Source organism: Paenibacillus sp. JT22N7 (genome assembly GCF_059383875.1).
Window position 1 is genome coordinate 516,597 of sequence record NZ_JBXENY010000002.1, and the last position, 24,755, is coordinate 541,351.

21 protein-coding genes are annotated in these 24,755 nt (G+C 48.1%); 11 read left to right on the forward strand and 10 right to left on the reverse strand.

Annotation, left to right across the window (positions count from 1 at the left end; all coding sequences use genetic code 11):
* Nucleotides 1-201 precede the first annotated feature (201 nt).
* Both AC50Y5_RS06940 and AC50Y5_RS06945 read left to right on the forward strand, forming a co-directional pair.
* Nucleotides 202-1,395, forward strand: coding sequence for an MFS transporter (locus AC50Y5_RS06940; protein ID WP_155973598.1), 1,194 nt, complete (start codon nt 202-204; stop codon nt 1,393-1,395).
* Nucleotides 1,364-2,680, forward strand: a complete 1,317-nt coding sequence (locus tag AC50Y5_RS06945) for an LLM class flavin-dependent oxidoreductase (protein ID WP_494859404.1) — start codon at nt 1,364-1,366, stop codon at nt 2,678-2,680. The genes AC50Y5_RS06940 and AC50Y5_RS06945 overlap by 32 nt, the downstream gene beginning before the upstream one ends.
* A gap of 89 nt (nt 2,681-2,769) precedes the next feature.
* On the opposite strand, the gene AC50Y5_RS06950 is transcribed toward AC50Y5_RS06945, so the two are convergent.
* From AC50Y5_RS06950 to AC50Y5_RS06985, 8 genes are all read right to left on the reverse strand, one after another.
* Nucleotides 2,770-3,405 carry an FMN-dependent NADH-azoreductase gene (locus AC50Y5_RS06950; protein ID WP_056042741.1) on the reverse strand — a complete coding sequence of 212 codons (636 nt, stop codon included), beginning with the start codon at nt 3,403-3,405 and terminating at the stop codon, nt 2,770-2,772.
* Between the two features lie 270 nt (nt 3,406-3,675).
* Nucleotides 3,676-7,383 (reverse strand): S-layer homology domain-containing protein, encoded by a 3,708-nt coding sequence (locus tag AC50Y5_RS06955; RefSeq protein WP_494859406.1) that lies wholly within the window; start codon nt 7,381-7,383, stop codon nt 3,676-3,678.
* A 371-nt stretch (nt 7,384-7,754) separates the two neighbouring features.
* The gene (locus AC50Y5_RS06960) at nt 7,755-8,147 is read right to left on the reverse strand and encodes a type II toxin-antitoxin system death-on-curing family toxin (RefSeq protein WP_056042737.1); all 393 of its coding nucleotides are present in this window, start codon (nt 8,145-8,147) and stop codon (nt 7,755-7,757) included.
* Between the two features lies 1 nt (nt 8,148).
* The gene (locus AC50Y5_RS06965; protein WP_056042735.1) at nt 8,149-8,442 is read right to left on the reverse strand and encodes an AbrB/MazE/SpoVT family DNA-binding domain-containing protein; all 294 of its coding nucleotides are present in this window, start codon (nt 8,440-8,442) and stop codon (nt 8,149-8,151) included.
* A 286-nt stretch (nt 8,443-8,728) separates the two neighbouring features.
* A complete protein-coding gene (locus AC50Y5_RS06970) occupies nt 8,729-9,289 on the reverse strand; it encodes a nitroreductase family protein (RefSeq protein WP_081419136.1) in 561 nt (186 codons plus the stop codon).
* A gap of 22 nt (nt 9,290-9,311) precedes the next feature.
* Nucleotides 9,312-10,367 (reverse strand): ABC transporter substrate-binding protein, encoded by a 1,056-nt coding sequence (locus AC50Y5_RS06975; RefSeq protein ID WP_494859408.1) that lies wholly within the window; start codon nt 10,365-10,367, stop codon nt 9,312-9,314.
* A 44-nt stretch (nt 10,368-10,411) separates the two neighbouring features.
* Nucleotides 10,412-11,707: a helix-turn-helix domain-containing protein gene (locus AC50Y5_RS06980; RefSeq protein WP_494859410.1), complete on the reverse strand. Its 1,296-nt coding sequence runs from the start codon at nt 11,705-11,707 to the stop codon at nt 10,412-10,414.
* Between the two features lie 508 nt (nt 11,708-12,215).
* Entirely contained in the window at nt 12,216-13,406 is a 1,191-nt protein-coding gene (locus AC50Y5_RS06985; RefSeq protein ID WP_056042726.1) for an ROK family transcriptional regulator, read from the reverse strand.
* A gap of 253 nt (nt 13,407-13,659) precedes the next feature.
* Between AC50Y5_RS06985 and xylA the strand changes: the two genes are divergently transcribed.
* The 3 genes from xylA to AC50Y5_RS07000 all read left to right on the forward strand — a co-directional run bounded on the left by xylA (nt 13,660) and on the right by AC50Y5_RS07000 (nt 17,381).
* On the forward strand, nt 13,660-14,973 hold the full coding sequence (gene xylA, locus AC50Y5_RS06990; protein WP_056042724.1) for a xylose isomerase: 1,314 nt from the start codon (nt 13,660-13,662) through the stop codon (nt 14,971-14,973).
* Between the two features lie 18 nt (nt 14,974-14,991).
* Nucleotides 14,992-16,491 carry a xylulokinase gene (gene xylB, locus AC50Y5_RS06995; protein ID WP_494859413.1) on the forward strand — a complete coding sequence of 500 codons (1,500 nt, stop codon included), beginning with the start codon at nt 14,992-14,994 and terminating at the stop codon, nt 16,489-16,491.
* 464 nt (nt 16,492-16,955) lie between these two features.
* Nucleotides 16,956-17,381 carry a GNAT family N-acetyltransferase gene (locus AC50Y5_RS07000; RefSeq protein ID WP_056042720.1) on the forward strand — a complete coding sequence of 142 codons (426 nt, stop codon included), beginning with the start codon at nt 16,956-16,958 and terminating at the stop codon, nt 17,379-17,381.
* 233 nt (nt 17,382-17,614) lie between these two features.
* On the opposite strand, the gene AC50Y5_RS07005 is transcribed toward AC50Y5_RS07000, so the two are convergent.
* Nucleotides 17,615-18,505 carry a helix-turn-helix domain-containing protein gene (locus AC50Y5_RS07005; protein ID WP_056042718.1) on the reverse strand — a complete coding sequence of 297 codons (891 nt, stop codon included), beginning with the start codon at nt 18,503-18,505 and terminating at the stop codon, nt 17,615-17,617.
* Nucleotides 18,506-18,701: 196 nt separating this feature from the next.
* Between AC50Y5_RS07005 and AC50Y5_RS07010 the strand changes: the two genes are divergently transcribed.
* Nucleotides 18,702-18,992 carry a hypothetical protein gene (locus AC50Y5_RS07010; protein WP_056042716.1) on the forward strand — a complete coding sequence of 97 codons (291 nt, stop codon included), beginning with the start codon at nt 18,702-18,704 and terminating at the stop codon, nt 18,990-18,992.
* A gap of 33 nt (nt 18,993-19,025) precedes the next feature.
* On the opposite strand, the gene AC50Y5_RS07015 is transcribed toward AC50Y5_RS07010, so the two are convergent.
* Nucleotides 19,026-20,408 carry a BaiN/RdsA family NAD(P)/FAD-dependent oxidoreductase gene (locus AC50Y5_RS07015; RefSeq protein ID WP_494859720.1) on the reverse strand — a complete coding sequence of 461 codons (1,383 nt, stop codon included), beginning with the start codon at nt 20,406-20,408 and terminating at the stop codon, nt 19,026-19,028.
* Between the two features lie 100 nt (nt 20,409-20,508).
* Between AC50Y5_RS07015 and AC50Y5_RS07020 the strand changes: the two genes are divergently transcribed.
* The 5 genes from AC50Y5_RS07020 (at nt 20,509) to nadE (ending at nt 24,720) form a co-directional block, all read left to right on the forward strand.
* Nucleotides 20,509-21,369, forward strand: coding sequence for an alpha/beta hydrolase (locus AC50Y5_RS07020; protein ID WP_494859416.1), 861 nt, complete (start codon nt 20,509-20,511; stop codon nt 21,367-21,369).
* Nucleotides 21,370-21,404: 35 nt separating this feature from the next.
* On the forward strand, nt 21,405-23,090 hold the full coding sequence (locus AC50Y5_RS07025; RefSeq protein WP_494859418.1) for a two-component system sensor histidine kinase NtrB: 1,686 nt from the start codon (nt 21,405-21,407) through the stop codon (nt 23,088-23,090).
* A gap of 74 nt (nt 23,091-23,164) precedes the next feature.
* Nucleotides 23,165-23,308, forward strand: a complete 144-nt coding sequence (locus AC50Y5_RS07030; protein WP_200931690.1) for a hypothetical protein — start codon at nt 23,165-23,167, stop codon at nt 23,306-23,308.
* A 153-nt stretch (nt 23,309-23,461) separates the two neighbouring features.
* Nucleotides 23,462-23,896 carry a BrxA/BrxB family bacilliredoxin gene (locus AC50Y5_RS07035; RefSeq protein WP_056042709.1) on the forward strand — a complete coding sequence of 145 codons (435 nt, stop codon included), beginning with the start codon at nt 23,462-23,464 and terminating at the stop codon, nt 23,894-23,896.
* A 14-nt stretch (nt 23,897-23,910) separates the two neighbouring features.
* Nucleotides 23,911-24,720, forward strand: a complete 810-nt coding sequence (nadE, locus tag AC50Y5_RS07040; RefSeq protein ID WP_056042708.1) for an NAD(+) synthase — start codon at nt 23,911-23,913, stop codon at nt 24,718-24,720.
* Nucleotides 24,721-24,755: the final 35 nt, after the last annotated feature.

The following is a 24,755-nucleotide window of genomic DNA, read 5'->3' on the forward strand; positions in this document are numbered from 1 at the left end:
GCAGCTATGCAGTACGAAGGTAAGGTGCGTGCCTAATCGATAAACTGAATCGGCTCATAGACAATTTCTATTAGCAAGTAAATTGACGGTAAGAGATGGGAAGTGATAGAGTGTTGTTTATATTAAAACCAATTAAGTTAATGAGAATTATCGGAAATTGAACACGAGGTGAAGGGCGGGAACGAATGGAGGAGCGGCGCGGTGCTTCACTGGAAGCGTAATCTTTATATTTTATGGTTTGGGCTGTTTTTCAATCACATGGCATATACGCTCTCGGTGCCATTTTTCCCGTTGTTTTTGCAGCATGATTTGGGTGTCGACAAAGGTTTGGAGGCTTGGTCCGGCGTTTCCATTGCGATCAGCTTTCTGATCAGCGGTTTATGTGCGCCCTTCTGGGGCTCGCTTGCCGATAAATATGGCAGCAAGCTGATGCTTGTCCGTTCAGGCGTTGGCCTTGGGGCCGCGCATGTGGCGAACTATTTTGTCCATGATCCTTATACGTTTATCATTGTGAGGATTTTTCAAGGGGTGATGGCGGGTTTTACGCCCGCCTCGCTCGCTTTGGTCGGGACGAACACACCGGAAAAACACGTTGGATACGCGCTGGGCGTCATCTCCACATCAACCGCTGCTGGCGGCATTGTAGGTCCGCTTGTCGGAGGCGTGCTGAGCCAATGGATTGGACTGCGTGAATGCTTCATTGCATCAGGCATCATTACGCTGATTTCAGCAACCGTTGTTCTAGGTGTAAAAGAAGTGCATGAGCGCCGTACCGAGGCACGGCCGAGCGTGCTTCAGGATTTGAAGCAGGCAGCGCTTAATTCCAAATTATTTCGGGTCTATGGGCTGATTTTGCTGGTGTCCACCTCGGTCATGATTTTGGAGCCATTGGTGACGCTCTATGTTGTGCAAATTGGCGGCAGCATAAGCAACGCTAAGCTCAGCTCGGGTATAGTATTTTCGGCGATAGGGGTTGCTACCGTCATTATGGGCCCTTACTGGGGGAGGCTTGGCGGGCGAATCGGTTATGGCAAGGTGCTGCTTATTGGGCTGATTGGCGGCGGCATTGGCAATTTGCTTCAACTGACCATGCAGCATCTGATCGGCTTTGGCATTTTACGCTTTGGCTACGGTTTGTTTTTCGCCGCTGTGTATCCAGCGCTAAATGCGCTCGTTATCCAATATGCGGATAAGGATTTTCGGGGGAGAGCGGTTAGTCTGAGCCAAACTGCCAGTCAATTTGGCATTGTAGTAGGCCCGCTGCTGGGCGGATTTCTCGGCGGGTGGGCCGGTATTCCATTTGTATTTTTATTAACGGGCATTACTTTGCTGGGAGCAGCATGGGGAATAAGGGAGGCAAGTCATGACAAAACGACAATTAAAGCTAGGGGCTAATTTAAACGGGGTAGGGAATAGCATTTCTTTTTGGCGTCATCCAGATGTGCCGATTAATGCGAGCGTAAGCTTGGATTTTTATAAAAAGCAGGCGCAAATAGCCGAGCAGGGCAAATTTGATCTGCTGTTTATCGCGGACGGCTTGTTTATTAACGAGAAGTCCAATCCGCATTTTTTAAACCGATTTGAGCCATTGACGCTGTTGTCTGCGCTCGCGGGAGCAACCTCGCATATCGGCCTTGTTGCGACGTTATCGACCTCCTACAGCGAGCCATTTACGGTCGCTAGACAGTTCGCCTCCATTGACCAATTGAGCGGAGGCAGAGCGGGCTGGAATGTTGTCACTTCGCCGCTGGAAGGCTCGGCACTCAATTTTGGCAAGGGCGAGCATCCGAATCATGCGCTCCGCTACGAAATAGCCGAAGAGCATTTGGAAGTAGTGAAAGGCTTATGGGATTCATGGGAAGATGATGCTTTTGTCGGCGACAAAGCGGCTGGTGTATTTTTTGACAAGGAGAAGCTGCATACGCTGCATCATAAAGGAGCTTTTTTCTCGGTGCAGGGGCCGCTTAATGTGGCGCGCTCTCGGCAGGGTTATCCGGTTGTGTTCCAGGCTGGCTCCTCGGAAGCGGGCAAGGATTTAGCAGCGAGGTCGGCTGATGCGATTTATTCGGCACACGAGACGTTCGAGGAAGCGCGGACTTTTTATCAGGATGTGAAGGGAAGAGCGGCAGCATTGGGACGGGAGTCTGGCGAGCTGCTGATTTTCCCGGGTATCGGGCCAATTGTCGGCAGAACCGAAGCGGAGGCAGAGCAGAAGTATCAGGAAATAGCTGAGCTTGTGGAAATTGAACAAGCACTGCTTTACTTGGGGCGTTACTTTGATCATTTTGATTTTTCCCAGTTTCCGCTGGATGAGCCGTTCCCCGACATTGGCGATATCGGCAGCAACAGCTTCCGCAGCACAACGGACAAAATCAAGCAGGAGGCAAAGGAGCAGGGACTCACGCTGCGCCAGGTTGCGCTTCGGGCATCGACGCCACGCACCTCGTTTATCGGTACGCCGGAGAAAATTGCAGACCAAATTCAGCAATGGTTTGAAGGGGAGGCGGCAGACGGCTTTAACGTTCGAACGGTCGTCCCAGGCGGCTTGGCAGATTTCGTAGAGCTGGTCGTTCCGATTTTGCAGCAGCGCGGGCTATTCCGTACCGAATACGAAGGCGATACGCTGCGCGGCAATTTAGGACTTGAAGTGCCGAGTAATCGGTATGCGGTAAAGCATTGACCCTAGCATCAACCAACGACAAAAAAACGGCCGAGATCCGATCTCGGCCGTTTTTGTTATTAAAGCAGTGAAAAGATAGCAGTGAAATATTAGAAGCTAGCTGCAATTTCTTTCGCTTTAACGATTGCTTGAGCTTTAATCGCTTGGCCTTGATCTTGCGATACAGCCATGCCTTCAACAAACAGCGGCTCAAAGGAAGGAATTCCGTAGAACAGCGAGATTTTTTTCAGGTAGCTAAAGCCGCTTTCCATTGCAGCTCCAGGACCTTCGGAATAAACGCCGCCGCTAGCTTGGATGTGCAAGCCTTTTTTATCAGTAAGCAGGCCTACAGGACCTTCAGCAGTGTATTTGAACGTTTTGCCAGCAACGGAAACCGCATCAATGTACGCTTTCAGAACTGGAGGGAACGAGAAGTTCCACATTGGGGAAACGAAAACATATTTATCAGCTGCAACGAACTGATCAACGAGCTCGCCCAGACGTGCTACTTTAGCTTGCTCAGCAGCAGAAAGCTGGTCGAAAGCAGTGCCGGATTGAAGCTTGCCCCAGCCGCTGAATACGTCAGCATCGATAGCAGGAATATCAAGATTGAACAGGTCAAGACGAACGACTTCATCAGAAGGATTAGCTTCACGATAAGCGTTAACGAATTCTTCACCTACAGCAAGGCTGAAAGATGTGGAGTGATCATGCGGGTGTGCAGTAATGTACAATACAGTAGACATAATTATAACTTCCCTTCAAATTTAAATGGTACTTCTCCATTATAACTTTTTTTAAGTTAATTTCAATAAGTGATTTATTAATTTTAATGTTAGACTATTTTTTTGATGGGACGATTGTGGACTTAAGTAAGTCTGCCCTTGTGTGGAGTTATTTATTTATGAAAATTCAGCTCGAAGGCAAGCTTATGATGGACAGCAGAAATGCCAAAACCACAGCTTCGTTCCGACTATGGTTTTGGATTCCGCTATTTGAAAATGATCACTTTGTACTTACTGTGCGAGCAATTTATCCAACAAGCGAATGATCATCGCAACGGACTCCGCACGGGAAGCTGATTCATTCGGTTTGAACAAGCCGTTGCCTTTGCCACTTACGATACCGGCAGCTGCGAAAGCACTGATTTGTTCAGAGGCCCAATTCGCAGTTGCATCCGAGAAAGGATTGGATGTGTTAGGAGCATAGTTCGTCAACCGAGCAAGCATTGCAACGATCTCAGCGCGGGAAATTTCTTGATTAGGATGGAAAGAACCGTCACTGTAACCCGTAATTATCCCTTTAGCCTGTAAGCCTGCAATCGCTTCTGAGGCCCAGTGCCCTTGTGTGTCAGAGAAGGAAGAGCCGCTTGCATCCGCAAAGCCAAAAGCTTTCGCAAGCATTGTGGCGAACTCAGCGCGAGTTACCTTTTCATTGGGATGATAAGAGCCATCACTGTACCCTGTTACAATGCCCATCTTAGCGGCACGCTCGACTACTGTTGCACTCCATGAAGCTGCTGGAACGTCCGTAAAGCTTACGGTAGGAGCAGATTGCTCTTTTTCTACGATAGCTTTAACTACGTCTACATCAACCTTGTCGTTGAAAACCAGCGTCGAAGGCGTTGGTGTCTGTGCCGGCGTTGGCGTTGGTACTGGTGTCGACGTCGGTACTGGCGATGGTGTTGTTACTGGTGTCGATGTAGATGGCGAAGTTGGTGTCGGCGTCGGTGTAGGTGTTGGCGTTGGTGTCGACGGCTCATTATCCGTTGTTTTCACAACGGAAAACTCATCTACGATATTCCCTGCACTCGTACGTGCTTCCACACGAATCTTATCATCGGAAATTTCAATAGCGGAATATACAGGAACGTCTTCATCAAATATGAAATTCAAATAATTATACTGGGTGCCATCATAGAATTTCCAACCCGAAGCACCGCCATCCAGGTATACAGTACCTTCATTTGTAGCTTTATTCGGCTTGCCCTCCAGCATTGGATAGGTGCGGGCATACACATGATCGTGACCCACTAGAACCAAATCAACTTTCTTCTCTTCCAAAATAGGCGCAAAATACGTTTGGGTATACTCCACAAGGGATTCCCGACCATTTTCCGTATGGTAGGCAGGACGGTGGAACATAGCGATCGTCCATTTTTTATCATTTTGATCCAAGTCTTCTTTCAACCATGCTGCTTGTTCAATCATTTGTTCCTCTGTGCCTTCTGAGTTCAATACGACGAAATGAGTGTCATCGACCTCATAAGAATAAGCATATTGCAGTTGGGATGCGGGTCCGTTCTTTGGAAAATTCGCACCTTTAGTAAATACTTCCTTACCTTCGCTCTTCACATCATGATTACCCAAGGTTAGAGCCGTTGGAAGTGTTGCTGCATAGACCGAAGAAGCTTGCCAGAACTTCTGCCATTCTTCAAATGCGCCGCCTACATCAACCATATCTCCGCCATGCATAATAAACTGCGTTGATGGATATTGTGTCAAAGCGCTAGTCATTAGTGCTTGATATGCTTGTATTCCTTGTGATTGATTCGTATGCGAATCCGTAATAAACAAGAATGAGGTCGGGGTTGATTTGTTCTGGTCTACAGTAGAATATTCATGCCACTCCGACCAATTGCCCTCATATCCTACACGATATTTGTAAGCAGTATCTGCTTTCAAGCCTTCAATCAGGATATTATGAAAGCGGATCTCGCCCTTCGTTCCATTTTCCTTCATACTCAGCACTTGAAGCTCGCTTTCAGCATGCTGTTGTTTTACATGGTTGAAATCAGGGCTTTCTCCTGTTCCCCAATCACTAGCTTCGATGTATTGAATATAAGTAGAAGTTTGGTCTGGTTTTGTTTGCCAGGCGGCGCTCAGTTGTGAAGACATATCCTCTGTCACATAGGTCTGAACATATTGCGGCTCATCCGTCCCATACTGCTCCACAACTTCGTAATGGACAACCTTACTGTTCTGATCACCGATGACAGCTTGAACCTGATAGGTTCCAAGTGCCAACGTAGTCAGGTCTGTCGTTAATTGTCCTTTAGCATCTGTTTTACCGAGGCTGCTACTCAGTAATTGACTGCTAACATCGGCTTCAGAGATATAGCCTGTTGTTTGGCCATCTGCGAGAATAACCTCGAATAATCCATCCTCGGGTTCAGCTGAAGCATAGAAGCGTTCTCCAGCTTTTGCAACCATTAAGACATCAGAAGATGTATCATCATCCTCATATACACTAGACGTTACCGTGTTAACTGTAACTACCGAGCTTTGCTTTAATAAGCCAGTGAAAACAATATCCGCACCTTCATAAGGTTTGCCTTCACGGTCTAATACAGTAAAAGTAGACGATGTGCCCAAACCCATTCCCGTCATTGCTAGCTGATATGGAAATGCGATTGTATAGTGGATGGGGGAAGCTAGCGGTGAGCTAGTCTGAACTCCGCCCGCTGTAAGATTAGGATTACTCATAGTTATGGTTTTGTAATTTTCACCACGCTCTAAAATGGCATGAGAGCTCACTCTGAAGTTAACCGTAACGACATCATGGGTTGCGGCTGTCACGTTATCAAGAGCTACCTGAACCATTCCGTGATCATTGTCGATAGCTGAGTCTAAGGCAACTCCAGCCGCCTGAGTAATGCTTTCAACTTGAAGAGTGCTTGCATCATAATTTAATGCGAATTTTACCGATTCAGCATTCAAGTAGTCTTTGATGTTAACTTGAACAGGGTAGATTTCATTGCTGACTGCTTCTCCGTCAGCAGTCATGAACAAACGTTCACCTGCATTTATCGTGAAAGCATATGTTTTGCTTGCTGGGTTGCCGGCCATATCCTTCACGTCAATAATAAGCTCATGATAACCGCCGTCCAGAAATGCTCCCGGATAGGTTAATAAACCAGTGTCAGAAGAATAGTTTGCTCCTTGTGTAATATCCGATCCATCCAAAAGAACCGATAACGTATCTAAATCTAGACCTGCTCCGTTGTCGGTTAGCTCAACCTTTAATTCATCAAGCGGAGCATTTAATACGTCATTCTCGACGGGGGATATAGGTTTAATGCTAGGCACGTCTTTATCCTCATCCGAATCCTCATAGATAAGGGTAATATCATCTACCCAAATCGAGCCTTTATTTTTTTTGCTCATATTCGATTGTTTCAATTGGAAAAACAATTCAAGGACAATTGGACCTGGCTTGTCCTGCGGAACAGCAGCCTCAATATATTTCCAACCAGACCAGTTGATACCCGTTTGATTTGCGTCATAAAACTCTGCTTGGAAAGAGGAGCCGCCTTGATCTCTAAATTTTGTCGTTAGCAAATGTCCTTCATTGTTGCCATAAACCCACATGCCTACTTTAGTAGGGTAACCTGTTAGGGGAATATTCCCTGTTTTGTACCCTACTTCGATTTGAGACGGGTTATCCACTATGCCAATCATATCGTAATCAATTCTAGCCGAATATTGTCCATTTCTTACATGCTTCTGGTTATCCTCCAGGTGCAGCGTAGCGTCATACATCCGTTTAGGATTAAATTTCACATCTGAGATTCCATCTTCAAAATCCTCAACTATAACGGAGGGCGTAACCATATCTGCAGCATAGACATGATTATTTTGAACAAAACCTGGACTTAATCCTCCTGCCAGCAATGTTACCAATGATAAGGTTACTATTGCCTTGCGCCATGCTCTGATTTTCATTACTTTTCCTACTCCCTTTAATAAAATGATTGTCCAACGAGTACTATAACAGCGCTATGTAAATTTAAAACTCATTAACTATTAAGAAATTATATTTATTTAGGTTGAAAAATTAATAATTCTTTTGATAAGTAGAACCTGAATATGTATAGGTTAGGTTTTTCATGATGGACATCATCTACTGCAATGGAAATTGGGATCGAACCTAGCAATGGGGTAGTGCTGCTTGACATGCAAAAAATCCACAACCGAAGCGGTTGCGGATTACATGGTGATGGCGAGGGAGTCGGACCCCTTTTCGAAGATTACGCCAAGCTTGCTTTTATAGGTGTAGTAAAGGATTTGATGTCACCTGAGAAGCCGCCTTTGGCTCATCTGCTTACAGAATGTTCTTTCAATATATGCGCAGTAGTCTCCAACGAATGAATTCCTTTTGCAATATCTACGATAAACTCCACGGCATATTCACGTTCCATTCTTAGATGTTTTCCATTTAACAAAAGGAATGATTTTGTCACCAGATGAGCTGTCCGTTTATTTCCATTGTGAAAGCAAAGATTTTTAACTAGCGACTCTAGTAGGGCTGCAGCTTTGTCGAATAAATGGGGGTAAGCATCTTCTTCAAAAACACTTTGCTGAGGTCTATGTACCGCAGATTCCAGCAGGCCGTGATCCTTCACACCTGCTTGGTCTGCGTCGTTCATTTTTTTCATCATGAAGTAGTGGGCCGAAATAACCTCTTCTTTGGTTAGGAATATGGCCATATCATCGATCCCTTAAATCTTTAAGGATACCTTCATCTTCTTCAAACACGTCAAAGAAGGCTTCAAGAACTTCTGGTCTTACATTATCTGGGAGTTGACCTTGCCGCACCTTCTTCAACACCACTTCACCGCGATCATTCTCAATAAATTCGATCTCATCACCTTGTGAGATATTCAGCTTCTCAGCCAGGCTTTTTGGCAAGCTTACTCCCAAACTATTGCCCATTCGTCCAATTTTGCGGGAATACCGCGTTACATTTGGTTTATTATTTGTCACTTTGACCACACCATTCATTGATATTCTCATCTCTATAAGTATGATCTATACTCAATTTGTTATACCTTATAACTGTAATAACTTTTATAACGTATGTACATAATAGCAAATTACTCCTCAAATATAAAGCACAAACACCATCCTCATATGGATGGTGTTTGTGGTGGTAGGGGCAAATTGTGGATGTACAAAACCACAATTATTATATCCGGCATTCAGACCAATCGTCGATTTTGGTGATAATGCCTATTCTTCTGATTCATGGAGTAGAATGAGCAAGGGAGTTGCCCCTTAGCTAAGCTATCTAATGCTCAATCATTGTCAAAAGCTCTGCCAAAGGCGTACGAGGCTTCGGCGCAGGCTGCGCTTCCGAGTTAAAATAGCCCAGATGCAGCGTACCGACGATTTTCTCCGCCGCTGTTACTCCGACTGCCGCCTGAAAATCGGCATGCTCATTGTAAGGACTTGTTTTCCATACACATCCGATCTCCTTTTCCCAAGCAAGCAGTTGAATGTTTTGAATGAGCGCGGATGTGGCTGCGAAAGCTTCTTCCCATGCCTTCTGAGGCAAGTCTGCCTTCATCACGACAATGAGATGAACAGGTGTCTGGCTGCAATAGGCCTCGCGTATTTGCTCTCCATACTTTGCAACGAACTCCGGCGGCCTTGTATGAAGGACAGCCTCTGCAAATCCGCGTCTTCCCTCACCGATAAAAAGAATGAACCGCCAAGGCTCTTTCTTCGAATGGAACGGTGCCCATACAGCGTCCTCCAGAAGCGTATATATTACTTCCTTTGGAATCGGCACACCATTAAAATCCTGAATCGTCCTTCGTTCTCGAATGATATTTGCAATATTATTCATTACTTTCATACCCCAATCGCCATTAGGAATTCAACGAAAAAGCAGTCGTAATTTCGTCGATTATTTTGTTAAGCCCAATCGGACCGTAGCCTGCAAACCATAAGTTTGCATCTCCGATATAGACGCGATTATTTTTAACAGCGTTTAAGTTCGACCAGATGGAGGTGCTCATAATGGTATCCAGCGCTACCTTGTTGACATCGCCAGGACGAAGAATGATGAACATGCGATCCGGATTCAGCTCAGGGAGCACCTCTGCCGAAATCGGGACATTCCATGAATCTTTAAAATCGACAGCTTCTACCGATGCTGGTGTTAAGCCTAGTGCACCGAACATGACGAAGTTATCGCTAGGCTGAATCAGCTGTAATTGCTTGTCCTGTACCCTCATAAAAGCAACCGTTTCATTCGGGGCTGCGGCAGCCAGCTTGTCATGTGCATCAGCGACTTTCTTGTCATACTCCGCTTGAATGCGCTCTGCTTCAGCTTCCATGCCAAACACAGCAGCGGTTTCATGGAATCTTTCCCAGTCTCCTTCATTCTCATTGTCAAAAAGAATGGTTGGCGCGATTTTGGACAGCTGGTCATAATTGGAATCGCTGAGTGTTTTCGACGCGAGGATAAGATCTGGCGCTGCTTCAAGCAGTGCTTCGTAATTTGGCGCTTCGCCTGAGCCAATCTCAATCGTATTCTTCATTTGGTCAGCCATGTAGTCAGGAAAACCAAGATCGTTATAAGTAACCATAGCATGGGGCTCGATGCCAAGCGCAAGCAGATGGTCGGCGAAAACATACAGCATGCCGGCTATCTTTTTCGGATGAGCAGGTACGACAACATCGCCTTTAACCGTAGAAATAGTCCGGGTTTCCGTATCAGATTCCATTGGCGAAGCTGATGGGGACTGTGCGCTTGAAGACTCCGTGCCTGACGACTCCGCCGACGCAGAAGGCGATCCGCTTGCTGTATTTCCAGTGCTGCTGCTTTGGCCGCAGGCGGCTAACAATCCGATAAGAAGCAGGATCGAGAGAAGAAGAGTCCCCTGCTTCATCATTTGAGAGAACACACTTATTTTAAACAAAACTTGCCACACGCCTTCCTTTATGATTTTGATAATCATTATCGTTATTTATTATAGGCAGACGTATGTTTGAAAGCCATGGACGATCCTGCTCTGTGCATGGACGTTTGGCTCATGAATAATTCGGTTGCGCGGCGCAGAAACAAGTCATGGGATAGAGAGGTGTAGCAGGAATAGCTGCGGGAAGCTCCGAGATCATAAATATGTCCGCTGCGCGCCGCTTTAAGTTCACGCCAAGCTGCATTTGATTCGATCGAATGCTTGAATGCCTCGTGTTTCCGATGCTCCTCTCCGGTGAATAAAATCAAATGATCGATATTATAGGCGGCTAGCTCCTCAATCGTAAGCATTTGGGAATGGGAGACATTCGCGAGTTCTCTCGGCATTGCAAACCCTAGATCGCGATATAGAACCGTACCCAGATTTCGGCTTCCAAACAGCTGAAATCGACCATTTTCAAATTGGGCAACGGCAACGGTCTGATCTTCGATTTGGTGTTGGATAGCGTTACGCGAGCGTTCAGCCGATGTTTCATACTGCTCCAGCCATAGATCAGCCGCCTCGGTCCGATTTACTGCCCGTCCAATCATGCGAAGATGGTCGCGCCACTCCCCATGGAAGGGCACCGTACAGGTAGGGGCAATATGCCGAAATAGATCAGCTTTGTCTGGCTCCTCATAATCTGTACGTTCAAATCCAATGATCAGTTCGGGTCTGGCCTGCAAGAGCCTGTCCAGATCAGGCTGATCATTGCCGACCTCCAGAGTATCTCGCAGCTCGGCAAGGGGCTCTTGCGAAGGGTTGACCATTGCGGCATAAGGCTGCATGCCGAGTGCCAGCAAATGGCTCGTGTAAGGGATGGCTACAGAAGCGACCCGCGCCGAATTTCGATATTTATTAATGAAAACCGTTGGCGAAGCACCCGTGGCAGCTTTAAATTTGCGGCTGAAATAAAACTCGTCCTGGTAACCGACCCTATGTGCCGTCTCGCGGATTGTATGTTCAGAACCGATCAGCAGATTGCTCGCTTGTGAAAGGCGGACTTCATTTAAATATTCCATAGGCCCGCGGCCAAATTCCCTTTTGAAAAGCCTGGAGTAATGCGCCACGCTCATACCTGCTTTTGCCGCCAATACTTCACGGGTGAGGCTGTGGTGAAAAGCAGCATCGATATGAGCTTTAGATCGCTGCATCAGCTCACGGACATGGTTATGCAGCAGTTCAGGCTCCGCCTCGGCATGTCTAAGCACTAGCAAGAGCAGCTCTTGAAAGCGAATGTTGGCTTCCATGCGCTCCCATCTGTTGCCTGCTCTCCATGCTGTGCTTATTTCCTTAGCCAACTGCGGTACTTCTGGTATTGATACAGCTTGTTGGAGGCTCGGTTCTGTCATCTGGCGGTGAAGTGTGCTATCAGAGCCTTCTATATAGACATCAAACGAAATTCGTTCATATTCAAATGGCGCCAGGCCCCGACCTCTTAACGTCCAGCTCATTTTCGGTGAAAGCAGAAGGACATGTGAAGGGGGCAAAAAAAACGGCTGCCCGTTCCAATCCCCTTCCCCTATGCCTTTCGCAGTAATGAGAAGGGTGCAGTGGTCTGAATGGTGAAGTACTTGTTCATTCGGGACAGAGCTAACGCTGTGAGCATCAATGAGCCTATATATTCTGTCGATTTCCTTCATTTGGGGTAGTTTGCTCCTTCCGCTGCGAGTACGATATATAGTCATAATTACTCCTATCTTACACCTATTTGCAAAGGGAGTTCCATGGATTGTTGTTTGTAATCATGCAAAAAGCCGACCTGCTATGGTCGGCTTCTTAGTCGAAAAAACCAATCCTATTTCAGCCTCAAACCGGCTGACCACTCTTAACCTTCGCGAAAAAAGCACTAATCGCATAATAAGCGGCGCCGCGGACGGCGGACTGATCCTGCAATTCGGCGAACAAAATTTGCAGCTTTTCCCGGTGATAGCTGAGGGTGCGGCGGGCAATAGAGGCATGGATGGCTTCCTCCAGCCAAGCTTGTGCGCGGCTCATGCGGTTGCCGATGATGACGACGTTCGGGTTAAACACATTTACAATGTTGGAAATGCCTACGCCCAAATATTCGCCAATGGCATAAAATAACGCCTGCACCTCGCGGTTTCCTGCTTCTGCGGCAGCAAGCAGCTCCTCGAGCGACTCAAAGCCAAGCGGCTCAGCCTGCTCCAACAGCGCATTTTCGGAAGCATAAAGCTCCCAACATCCCTGATTGCCGCAGCGGCACGGCTTGCCGCCATACTCAATCGACAAATGTCCCAGCTCGCCGGAAAAACCAGAAGCCCCTTTATACAGCTCCTTGTTTAAAATAATGCCCGTCCCGATGCCGATGCCGACACTGACGTAAATTTGGTTGGCGATGCCGCGCCCCGCGCCGTATTTCTGCTCGCCCTGCGCGCCTGCATTCGCTTCATTGTCGATGGTCACAGGCAGCTGAAAGCGCGCTTCCAGCATCTGCTGCAGCTCAACCTGCTGCCATTCGAGGTTAGGCGCGAACAAAATTGCGCCTTTGTCATCGACGATGCCCGGCGCGCCAACTCCGATGCCGATCAGGCCGTAATGGCTGCTCGGAGCTTGCGACGCCAGCTCCTCAATAAAGGCGATGAGCTGGTTCAGGGCAAAATCCTGCTCGCGTTTTTTGAAGCTAAGCTGCCGTTCACTAATGACAGTCCCTTGCAGATCGGTTAACACGCCGCGCATATAGTTGACGCCAAGGTCAATGCCGATGGCATGTCCGGCTTGTCCATTAAACAGCAGCATGACGGGCTTGCGTCCGCCGCTGGACTCGCCGGGGCCATTTTCAAAAACGAGATGATTATCGATCAGATCCTGCACAAGGCTGGAAACGGTCGCTTTATTAAGTCCGGTCCGTTCGGATATTTGAGCGCGAGAGAGGGGGGCATGCTTAATAACGGCCTCCAGCACAATCGCGGTATTCATTTTTTTGATAAGCGCCAAGTCGCCGGTCGTCTTCAGTTTCAACAGATTGCCTCCGTCCATCTAAAAATCCATGTAGTGTATTGTATCACAGGCGTAAACGATATGACCGTCCAGCAGGCGAAAAAGCTCGTGTCCTATTGAAATGCAAGCGGAATCATTAGTAAGGGTTAATAGGACTATTTTAGCACAAAAAAACTTAGTTTAGTCAATAGACAAACTAAGTTTGATCATGTTATGCTGTTGGGGAGCGTTTACATCATCAGATTTGAAACTAAGCATTTATCCCATACCATAATCAGGAGGTTTTATAAAAATGAGCTATTTTTCTAACATTGGCAAAATTCAATTTGAGGGCAAAGGTTCGGACAATCCGTTTGCATTCAAACACTATAACCCGGAGCAAGTCATTCTTGGCAAAACAATGGAAGAGCACCTGCGCTTCGCGGTTGCTTACTGGCATACTTTTAACGCTAATGGCACAGATCCTTTCGGTTCGGCAACGATGTTCCGCGAGTGGGATAAGCTTGACGGTCTTGACCGTGCCAAAGCGCGCGTAGAAGCTAACTTTGAATTCATGGATAAGCTGAACATTCCGTTCTACTGCTTCCATGATGTGGACATCGCTCCAGAAGGCGCTACGCTGCAAGAAACGAACAAAAACCTCGATGTGATCGTAGGCCTGTTGAAAGAAAATATGAAAACTTCCGGCAAAAAATTGCTTTGGAACACCGTTAACATGTTCTCGCACCCGCGTTTCGTTCATGGCGCAGGCACAACTTGCAACGCTGACGTTTATGCCTATGCTGGCGCACAGCTGAAAAAAGGCCTTGAAGTCGGTAAAGAGCTTGGCGCTGAAAACTATGTTTTCTGGGGCGGCCGCGAAGGCTACGAAACGTTGCTGAACACAGATATGGGCTTCGAGCTGGATAACCTGGCACGCCTGTACGAAATGGCGCTTGCTTATGCGAAAGAAATCGGCTTCGACGCGCAATTCCTGATCGAGCCTAAACCGAAAGAGCCAACGAAGCACCAATATGACTTTGATGCAGCAACAACGATCTCGTTCCTGCGCAAATACAACCTGCACAACGATTTCAAGCTGAACCTTGAAGCGAACCATGCGACACTTGCAGGCCACACGTTCGAGCACGAAATCCGTACAGCAGCTATCAACGGCATGCTCGGCTCCCTTGATGCGAACCAAGGCGATTTGCTGCTGGGCTGGGATACAGATGAATTCCCGACTGATCTTTATTCCACTACACTGACCATGTTTGAAGTGCTGAAAGCTGGCGGCATCGGCCGTGGCGGCGTTAACTTTGATGCGAAGGTTCGTCGTGCATCTTTCGAAGCGGACGATCTGTTCCTCGGTCACATTGCGGGTATGGACAGCTTTGCATGGGGTCTGAAAGCAGCTGCGAAGCTAACAGAAGAGAAAATTCTGGATGGCATCGTAGACAACCGTTACCGTACGTTCAAAGAAGGCATCGGCGCTGACATCGTTTCCGGCAAAGCGACTTTGGCTTCGCTTGAGCAATACGCGCTGCAAAACAACCCGATCCGTCTGGAGTCCGGTCGTCAAGAGCGCATTAGACTGCAACTGAGCGAAGTTATTTTCAGCGTTTAAGTCGGGAGGACTTCGGCTATGAGCTATGTCATTGGAATAGATTTAGGAACGAGCGCCGTCAAGGCGCTCCTCATTAATAAAGAAGGCACGGTTGCGGGCGAAGCTTCACGCAGCTACCAGCTTTATCATGAGCATACGGGCTGGAGCGAGCAGAAGCCTGATGATTGGGTCGATGCAACGCTTGAAGCGCTTGGCGAGCTGGCTGCTGCGATTGGACCAGAAGCAAGCGCGCAAATTGAGGGCATCAGCTTCTCCGGTCAAATGCATGGTCTTGTGCTGCTGAACGGTGCAGGCAATCCGGTGCGCAATGCCATTCTCTGGAATGACACGCGCACAACGGCGCAATGCCGTGAAATCGAGCGTACGCTTGGCGACAAGCTGCTCGGCATTACGCGCAATCCTGCGCTGGAAGGCTTTACACTGCCGAAAATCCTGTGGGTGCGCGAGCATGAGCCTGCTGCTTTTGAACAGGCGGAGCTGTTCCTGCTGCCTAAGGATTATGTGCGCTATCGCCTGACAGGCGAGCAGCACATGGATTATTCCGATGCAGCGGGCACGTTGCTGCTGGATGTAGCAGCGAAGCGCTGGAGTGAAGAGGTGCTGGCCGCATTTGAGCTGCCGGCAAGCTTCTGTCCGCCGCTCGCCGAGTCACATGGCCAGACGGGTACGCTGCTTGCTGAATTGGCACAGCGCACAGGACTGCCAGCTACAGTAAAAGTGTTCGCAGGCGGAGCCGACAATGCTTGCGGCGCAATCGGCGCAGGTATTTTGAGCGAAGGCTTGACGTTATGCAGCATCGGCACGTCCGGCGTTATTTTGTCCTATGAAAATGACAAAAATAAGGATTTTGCCGGCAAGGTGCATTTCTTCAATCACGGCAAGGAAGATGCTTTCTACGCAATGGGCGTGACGCTGGCGGCAGGCTACAGCCTGAGCTGGTTCAAGAAGACGTTTGCGCCGAGCGAATCCTTTGATGAGCTGCTTGCAGGCATCGGGGAAGTGAAGCCGGGAGCAGGCGGTCTATTGTTTACGCCTTATCTCGTAGGCGAGCGTACACCGCATCCGGATTCCCTTATTCGCGCCAGCTTTATCGGCGTTGATGGCTCGCATGAGCGGGTTCATTTTGCCCGTGCAGTGATGGAGGGCATTACGTTCTCACTGCACGAATCAGTCGATATGTTCCGTGCGGCTGGTAAAACGGTCAATACGATTGTATCGATTGGCGGAGGCGCGCAAAATCCGGTTTGGCTGCAAATGCAGGCGGACATTTTTGATGCGAAGGTAGTAGCGCTCGAGAACGAGCAGGGGCCTGGCCTCGGCGCAGCTATGCTTGCTGCTTATGGCAGCGGCTGGTTTGAGAGCCTGGAGGCTTGTGCAGCGAAGTTCGTGAAGCATGCCGAGCAATATTTGCCGCAGCCTGAAGCTGTAGAAGCGTATAAAGGGCTGTTCCGCATCTACCAGCAGGTTTACACGCAAACGCGCAGTTTGAACGAAGCGTTAGCCGCTTACCGCAGCTAGCGAGGTTACCCGCAAGAACACATATGGCTGCCGCTTCTTCTGTCGTTCAGGAGAAGCGGCTTTTTTTGTGGAATGAACATAGTGAAGAAGTGAGAAGTGTCAGAAGAAAATAAAGTTCTAGACAGAGAAATTAAGGTATTAGACTGATGAAGCTTCATTAAGCTAACAGGCAGTTTAACTCAATAAAAAAACAAGAAAGCAGACGGTCCTTGTTATGGCTTTTCTTATTTAAACAAATGGCGTAAAAGCGCTAGCTGGCATATTTTATGAGTTATGGTCTAGCAACAATAAACCACAGCTGCATTGAAATAGTCACACCGTGGTTCTAGTAAATTCGCTAATATAATGCCATGATTATGGTGAAGGGTTACAGTTGCCGATAGTTATTTATTCATATCAAAACCAAATTATGATTTATGTCGAGCGACACCCTATAAAGTGTGAGATGAGTGGAGATGAAATTTATGATTAGAGTTGCAAAATTGGAGGATAGGAAAGATATAGCCAAACTATTGGCACAGTTAGGCTACCCGGATACCGAATTTTTTATTAAAAAGAACATGGAAAGACTTCTAACTGACCCCAACGAAGAATTAATGGTTTATGAAGATGAAGGACACGTTATTGCCTGTATTTCCCTTCATTATATCCCACAATTAGGTATTAGAGGAGATATTGCATCAATTAGTTATCTTGTTGTAGACTCCTCAATTAGAAGTAAAGGAATTGGAAAGGAATTAGAGGAATTTGCCTCTGCCTCTGCCAGAAAAAGGGGATGTGACAGTATCCAAGTTCATTGTCATTCCAGAAGAATAGACGCTCATAAATTTTATGAGAGACAAGGTTTTAAGGAGGCTCCTAAGTACTTTTCAAAAATGTTAGACAAATGACGGACTAAATTCTCACTAGCCTTTATTCAATCGACAGCAAAGTTTTAATAGGGAGGTAATGATTTATTCAGCAAATTAATATTTAATTAACGGGTAACGTCTGTTTAATGGCAACAGCGGCAGTCTAAGACTTTATTTCTCAAGTCTAGGCCGCCGCTGCTTATTTTAATAGGCCAGTCTAATCCTTTATATTCTCTGAACAATAAGCTTACACCACCTGCTCACCTGCCCAATCACTGTTTGAAGCTGCTCCATATCGCTTCCGGCTTTACCCCCAGCTCTCCGGCGATCAGCTCGGCTGTGAGCCGCTGGGGCTTTTTTATTTTGCCATTGCGGATTTTAGAAATGGTCGTCAAGGAAATGAGCGTGGAGCGGGCAAGCGATGTAGCGGAAATATTTTTGTTCAGCATCAGCATTCTCAGCTTGTAGGAAGGGTCCTCCTCCGGCGCCTGCTGGTTAAGCTCGGTGAGCATGATCAAGTAGCTGTTAAACGCCCTGTTGCCCGAATAAAATGGCTTAATCAATGCTTTTGCCGTGTTTTTGTCTTCTCCGATATGCATATGCAGCTCCAAATGCTCGATTTTGCCGATGCTTCTGGCCCGTTCCATGATGCGGCGCAGCGGCGCGCGGTGCTCCTCGGCAACCAGATCAAAGATGCTGCGATTCAAGAAACTAGCTGAGCCTTGGGCAAGCGGAGCGAAATAACGCTTCAGCGAAAAAATGCGGAATTGTTCAGAGATGCCGATAGCCATCATAATTTTATGATCGACAGCGAATTCATCGCCCCAGCGCTCGGCAGAAACATCCTTGCAGACGAGCATGTAATACGTTTGCTCCTCCATTTGAAATTTGCGGCAGCTCAGCCGAACGGTCGCCGTCATCGTAGAGCGCGTCGTCAGCTCGCAATCGAACGTCAGTTGATCATCTTCAATAAGCCTTGCCATCAGCTGCCCGAAGGGCTGCGAATCCTTTACAAAATCCTCCGGGTTGACCTCTAGAAGCTCATGCTTTCGATAGCCGGACAGCCCGGTAAAGGCTTTGTTAATATCGCGAATATACCAGCGGTTAAAATCATATTCCACAATCATCATCGGGTCGGCTAGCTGGTAAAAGATCGTATGCATGCTAATAATGCCTCCTTCAATCAGTGGTATATCTCAAGGTTATGTTTGATTACATTAAGAGTTATTAAACGTGACATATCTCGTATTTTAAATTATGCAGAAAAAAACTCGAAATGACAACACCCTTTAGTCATACTTCGTTAACAAATTGGGGCAGACTACAAATAGAGTCAACGCCCGAAAGGAGAAATAACCGATGAATTCGGCATTATTGTTTGATTTCGCAGATATTACGAGCGCTGGAATGGCCTTTGATACGCTGGAGCAGCTTGGCTATGATCCGGTTCTGCATGAAGGAGGCAGGCTGCATATTCATATGGAGGGCAATGATCTCATCTCTGCTCTCGAAATTATGCAGGTGCATGGCGGGCGGCTTATTCAGGAAGCTGCCATTGATGCGAACGCTTACACAGATACCGCTTATTCGCTTGACGGCATCACCATCCCCGCGCATATTGTGAATGAGGATTGGAACGAGGAGCTGTAGCCAGCATTTTCGGCAAAAGAAAAAGCGCGGTCTTTAGCTGTCTGAGACAGCCAGTGCCGCGCTTTTTCCTGCGTTATAGCCTGTTGAGAAGGCCGCAGTAATGTTATAGCCACCTGTGTAGCCATGAATATCGAGAACTTCGCCGCAAAAATAAAGGCCAGCGCTTTGCTTCGAGCCCATCGTCTTCGGATCGATTTCCTTCAGATGGACCCCGCCGCCGGTGACGAAAGCTTCCTCAATGGACAGCGTGCCGTTCACTTTTACGGGGAAAGCTTTGATTTGCTTGGCGAGCGCAAGAAACGGCCCCTTGGGAAGATTGTCATACGTAATATCGCCGCTGATGCCATTTTGCTGAAGCAGAAAATCCAGCAGCCGCTCCTGCAAATAGCCCCGAAGCACATTTTTAATCGCTTTTTTCGACTCCAGCTTCGCCATTTGCATCATTTCCTGATAAACCTCAGCCTCGGAGCGTCCCGGCAGCAGGTCGATTGTGAGGAGCACAGTTGCAGCCTCCCTTGCTCCGCTTCCTGAATGCTCTATCGATTCTAAAGCGCCTGCGTCACCTATACTGCCATTTGCTGTGCTGGAACCTTCAACGGTGCCAGAAGCGCGCTGCTCTTTGCTAGCCGCCTGTTTGAGCGCTTTGACGACGAACTGGCTGCATCTAAGGGCGGTTGGGCCGGATAAGCCGAAGTGGGTGAAGATCATATCGCCTTCATGGGTAATCAGTTTTTTGCCTTTCGCATTCCATACCGTAAGCTCTACCTCGCGCAGTGAAATGCCTTGCAGTGTTTTGCTGCGTATCCAAGGCTCGGAGGATGTGAGAGGCACTTCTGTCGGATACAGCTCAGTAATCGTGTGCCCGCCGCTGACCGCCCAAGGGTAGCCGTCTCCAGTTGAGCCGGTATGGGGGACGGATTTGCCTCCCGTAGCGATGATGACGGCTTTCGCTGCGAGCTTTTCACCATTTTGCAGCAGCAGCCCTTTTGCCGCACCATCCTTGTAAAGAACTTCGCGTACCGGCGTATTCGTTCGAATGTCGACCCCTTGCTCGCGGACTTTGCGAATGAGCGCATCGACGACCGTTTTGGCCTTGTCCGATACCGGGAACATCCGGCCGCGATCCTCCTCCTTCAAGGCGATGCCCATCCCTTCGAAAAAGGCGATAATATCGCGATTGCCGAACGCATTTAGCGCACTGAATAAAAACTTCCCGTTTCCGGGTATATGTTGGATGAGCTGATCCATCTCTTTTGCGTTCGTTACATTACAGCGTCCGCCTCCGGAAATGCCGAGCTTGCGCCCCAGCTTGTCTCCTTTGTCAACGAGAAGAACAGAGGCACCGTGCGCGCTTGCAGCTACTGCTGCCATTAAGCCGGAAGGGCCTCCGCCAACAATTATAATATCGTACATGATTCACTCAGCCTTTCTTTCTACAATCTTGTTCATTGTACCATTCTTTCGACAAAATATTGAGTTATAATAGAACATAATTCATCAGCTGGAGGTGCCTTGGATGATTCGTAAGGAATGGACGTTTCAAGGTTGTGGGGATACCGAACTATACGTAAGGGAGTGGAAGCCTGAGAAGGAGCGTCCAAAAGGCGTTTTATGTCTAATACATGGCATGGGCGAGCATGGTGAACGTTATAGCTCCTACGCGGCGAAGCTCGTTGCGGCTCAATATGTTGTAATTGCTCTCGATCAGCAAGGTCACGGCCGTTCATCCGGCCCCAGAGGGCATCTGCCTTCTGTGGATGATGCGGCAGCCCATGCCGCCATGCTGGTGGAGCAGGCAGCGCAGCGCCATCCAGAGCTGCCAATCTTTCTTTATGGGCACAGCATGGGCGGCAATATCGCGATGAATTGCGCGCTGCGGCTCCAGCCTGCAGTGAAGGCGCTCGTGCTGTCCAGTCCATGGCTAAGGCTGGCCTTTACACCACCCCGTGCCCAGCTTTGGCTGGGGAAGCGGCTGGCTGCCTTTTGGCCAGGGCTGCCGCAATCGACGGGATTGGGAAGTGGGAAGCTGTATCGGCGAGGCTATGAGGAGGCCGTCCATATTGAAGGAGATCCGCTGTGCCATACCCGAATTACGGTTAAAACCTTCCTGAGTCTCCATGATTCAGGCGAATGGGCGATAGCCAATTGCGGGCAGCTGCAGGTGCCGCTGCTGCTCATTCACGGGGCAGCTGACAAAATCACCTCTCATCATGCGAGCGAGCAGGTGGCGCAGCGGCTTGGCGAGGCATGCACCTTTGTTTCTTGGCCTGACGGCTATCATGAACTGCATAATGATCTTGAAGCACAACGTTTTATTGAAGTGGTGACGAACTGGCTGGATATGCATACAGATGAAAATAAGGATCACGCAATTTAATCTAGTAAGCGATTAGGGGGGGAGACCTGTCGTTCGTGTTGAAAGAATTGCTGTTACAATTCGTTATTTCACTTATTCCTGTATTTTCCTTTCAGCTCTGGCATTATAAGCAGCGCAAGGAAAACCATATTCGAGTGTTTATAACGGCTGCAAGCGCTATCGCAATGGTTGCGTGCATGTCGGTTTCGATGGATTTTAATGGATATGAGCTGAATTTCCGCTTCGTTCCGTTTATTTTGGGCTCTTTATACGGAGGGGTGTATGGCGCGCTCGTTCTTGATCTGCTTTATATTTTCCTTAGAGTGCCAGCGCTTGACACCGATGCGGAGAAAATGGTTTTTGTCTTTTTTATGTTTGTTCATGTGCCTATTATATTGCTCTATGCCAAGCGATTCAGCAAAAAGCCTCTGCATCGAAAGCGGCTCATAGGCGTGAAATCGATAACGCCGATCTCCGTCTACATATCATTTATGTTTGTCATGTTTATGATGAATGAGGACTTTTACTGGTCGACTGAGCTGGTGGCGGTATTTATTTTACTTATGATTGGTTCGATCATTGCCATTTGGTTATCTATTTTTATTGTGGAAAAATTTGTTGAAAATTCGCGGCTGCAGCTGGAGCTCAAAAATGTTTCGTCCAGCTATCGGCTCGAAGTAGAAAAACAGCAGCAGTTCATAGATGAAATGCTGCTGGCGATTTTGTTCACAGATGAGCACGGCGTCATCACGCATTTGAATGCGAAGGGCAAGGAGCTGTTCCAGCGGCAGTTTGAGGCAAGCGGAGATTTATTTTCCGAAAATGTACGTATGGACACCTTTTTTGCTGCAAAAGAGGACGGTGCTTATATAAAACTGCTTGAGGATGCGCTCGCTGGAGCCAAGAGCAGTACAGGACCGCACACCTATGATGGCAAAACGCTGCTTAAGACAGCATTCGCCATCCGTAGGCAGGAGGATCAATCCATTGCGGGAGCCACCCTTATTGTCCAAGATGTAACGGAGCTTACGCTGCTGCGCGATGAGCTGGGAAGAATGGAGCGCCTTAGTCTAATTGGTCAAATGGCTGCAAGCATTACGCATGAGATCCGCAATCCGATGGCGGTAATAAGGGGCTTTATGCAGCTGATGCGGGAGCGCAGCCGGCTGAATGAGCAGCAGTATTATCAGATCGTTATGGAGGAGCTGGATCGGGCGAATACGATTATTAGCGACTTTTTGTCATTGGCGCAAAATCGTTCGGTTCCGATGCAGAAACATTCCTTGCAAACGATTATTCAGGAAATATTGCCACTTCTTGAGGCAGACGCCAATCTTAGAGGTCAGGTTGTGCAGACGGAGCTTGCCGAGGATTTGCCCGCCTTTCTTATGTCAGACAAGGAAATGAAGCAGCTGCTTATTAATCTTGTGCGCAACGGCATGGAAGCGATGGGGGAGAAGGGCGTTCTGCACATATTTACTTGCTATATCCCTCTGGAAAATAAAGTGGTGCTTCGCATTCGTGATAATGGTGTAGGTATTCCAGCAGATCAGATGAGCGAGCTATTTAAGCCATTTTATACGACGAAGTCCAAAGGAACGGGACTCGGGCTGCCGCTTTGCCTCAGCATTGCCGAAAGGCATAATGGCAAGCTGGAGGTGGAGTCTGAGGAAGGCGAGGGGACGACTTTTATTTTAACCTTTATGCTAGGGGAAACGGATGCCTTGTCTGCGCGCTATTAACATAATGGAAACTAAACCTGCACATACTACCTTTGCCTGTCAGTCATCATAAGACGGATGAAGGAGGAGAACATATGGAGCGCAATCAAGCGAAGTCTGAACAATCCCTGCAGCAGGAGCAGCAAAATGCTGAAAATGCCAAGAAGCGCAAAGGGACGTCCGAAACAGAAGCTGGTTTCGACAAGAAGCTGGACGGCCCGAATCGTCCGTCTATTTAATGAGGCGAGCGATGAGCGCTGCCTGCTTGCAGCTTGCAGGAGGAGTGCGGAAACATAGAGCAGCAGTTGCGACATGGACGGCTGTTGCTTTATTTTCCTGCCCGGCGTTATAATAGTAACTAAATTTAGGTTATCAAAAAGGAGTGTATTTCAGTGTCCATGTCATTTGAGAGATACATGTTGGATATGGTTCAACCGATGCGTGATGATTTGACGCGTCTTGGCATTCAAGAGCTTCGCACACCGGAGGATGTGGAACAAAATCTTCCCGATGCAAAAGGAACGGCGCTTGTAGTCGTAAACTCCGTATGCGGCTGTGCAGCTGGCCAGTGCCGCCCGGGTGTAGCGGAAGCGCTGCAGCATGATATTACACCAGATCATTTGTTTACTGTATTTGCTGGACAGGATAAAGAAGCAACGGCTAAAGCGCGCGAGTTTTTCGCACCGTACCCGCCATCTTCCCCATCCATCGCGCTAATGAAGGACGGAGAGCTTGTTCATTTCATTGAGCGTCACCAAATCGAGAACCGTTCCGCGTCGGATATTGCAGCCGATCTGGCTGATGCGTTCGATCGGTTCTGCCGCTAAGGGCAGGAGGAACTATGAGCTTACAAGCAGATATTATTAAAAGGCTTGGCGTTAAGCCGGTCATTGATGTAGATCAGGAAATCCGCACCCGCGTTGATTTTCTCAAAAAATATGTATTGGACTCCCATACGACGGGTCTGTTGATCGCCATCAGTGGCGGCATCGACAGCGCTGTCGCAGCGGGCCTCTGCAAAAAAGCGACCGATGAGCTGACAGCTGAAACCGGCCGTGACTATATGACGCTTGGCGTGTACCAGCCGTACAGCGAGCAGTCGGATATTTCCGACAGCTACGCGGTATCGGAGGCATTCGGTATTACGAAGACTGTGGAAACGAACATTGGCGAAGCGGTAGACGAAATCGCCATTGAGACGGAGCATGGTTTGAAAGGTATCGGCATCCATCGTCATCTTAGCCGCGGCGGCAAAGGCAATGTGAAGGCGAGAACGCGCATGGTTGTCCAATATGCGCTCGCCTTTGACCTCAATTTGCTCGTTGTTGGTACGGATCATGCATCCGAAGCGATTACAGGCTTTTATACAAAATGGGGCGACGGAGCGGTTGATATTACGCCGCTCAGCTCGCTGAACAAACGCCAGGTACGCCAGCTTGCTTCGCATCTTGGCGTGCCGAAGAGCATTTTGGATAAAGCGCCATCCGCTGGTTTATGGGATGGGCAGACCGATGAGGATGAGCTTGGCATTACCTACAATGACAACAGCGATTATTTGGAAGGTAAGGAAATTGGCGCAGAGGCGAAGGAAAAGCTGGAGAAGCAATACCTGAAAACCGAGCACAAGCGCTCGCCTATTCCTGGCATATAGTTAAAAACGTATTTTTAGAAGCTTGTCCGCTGCAA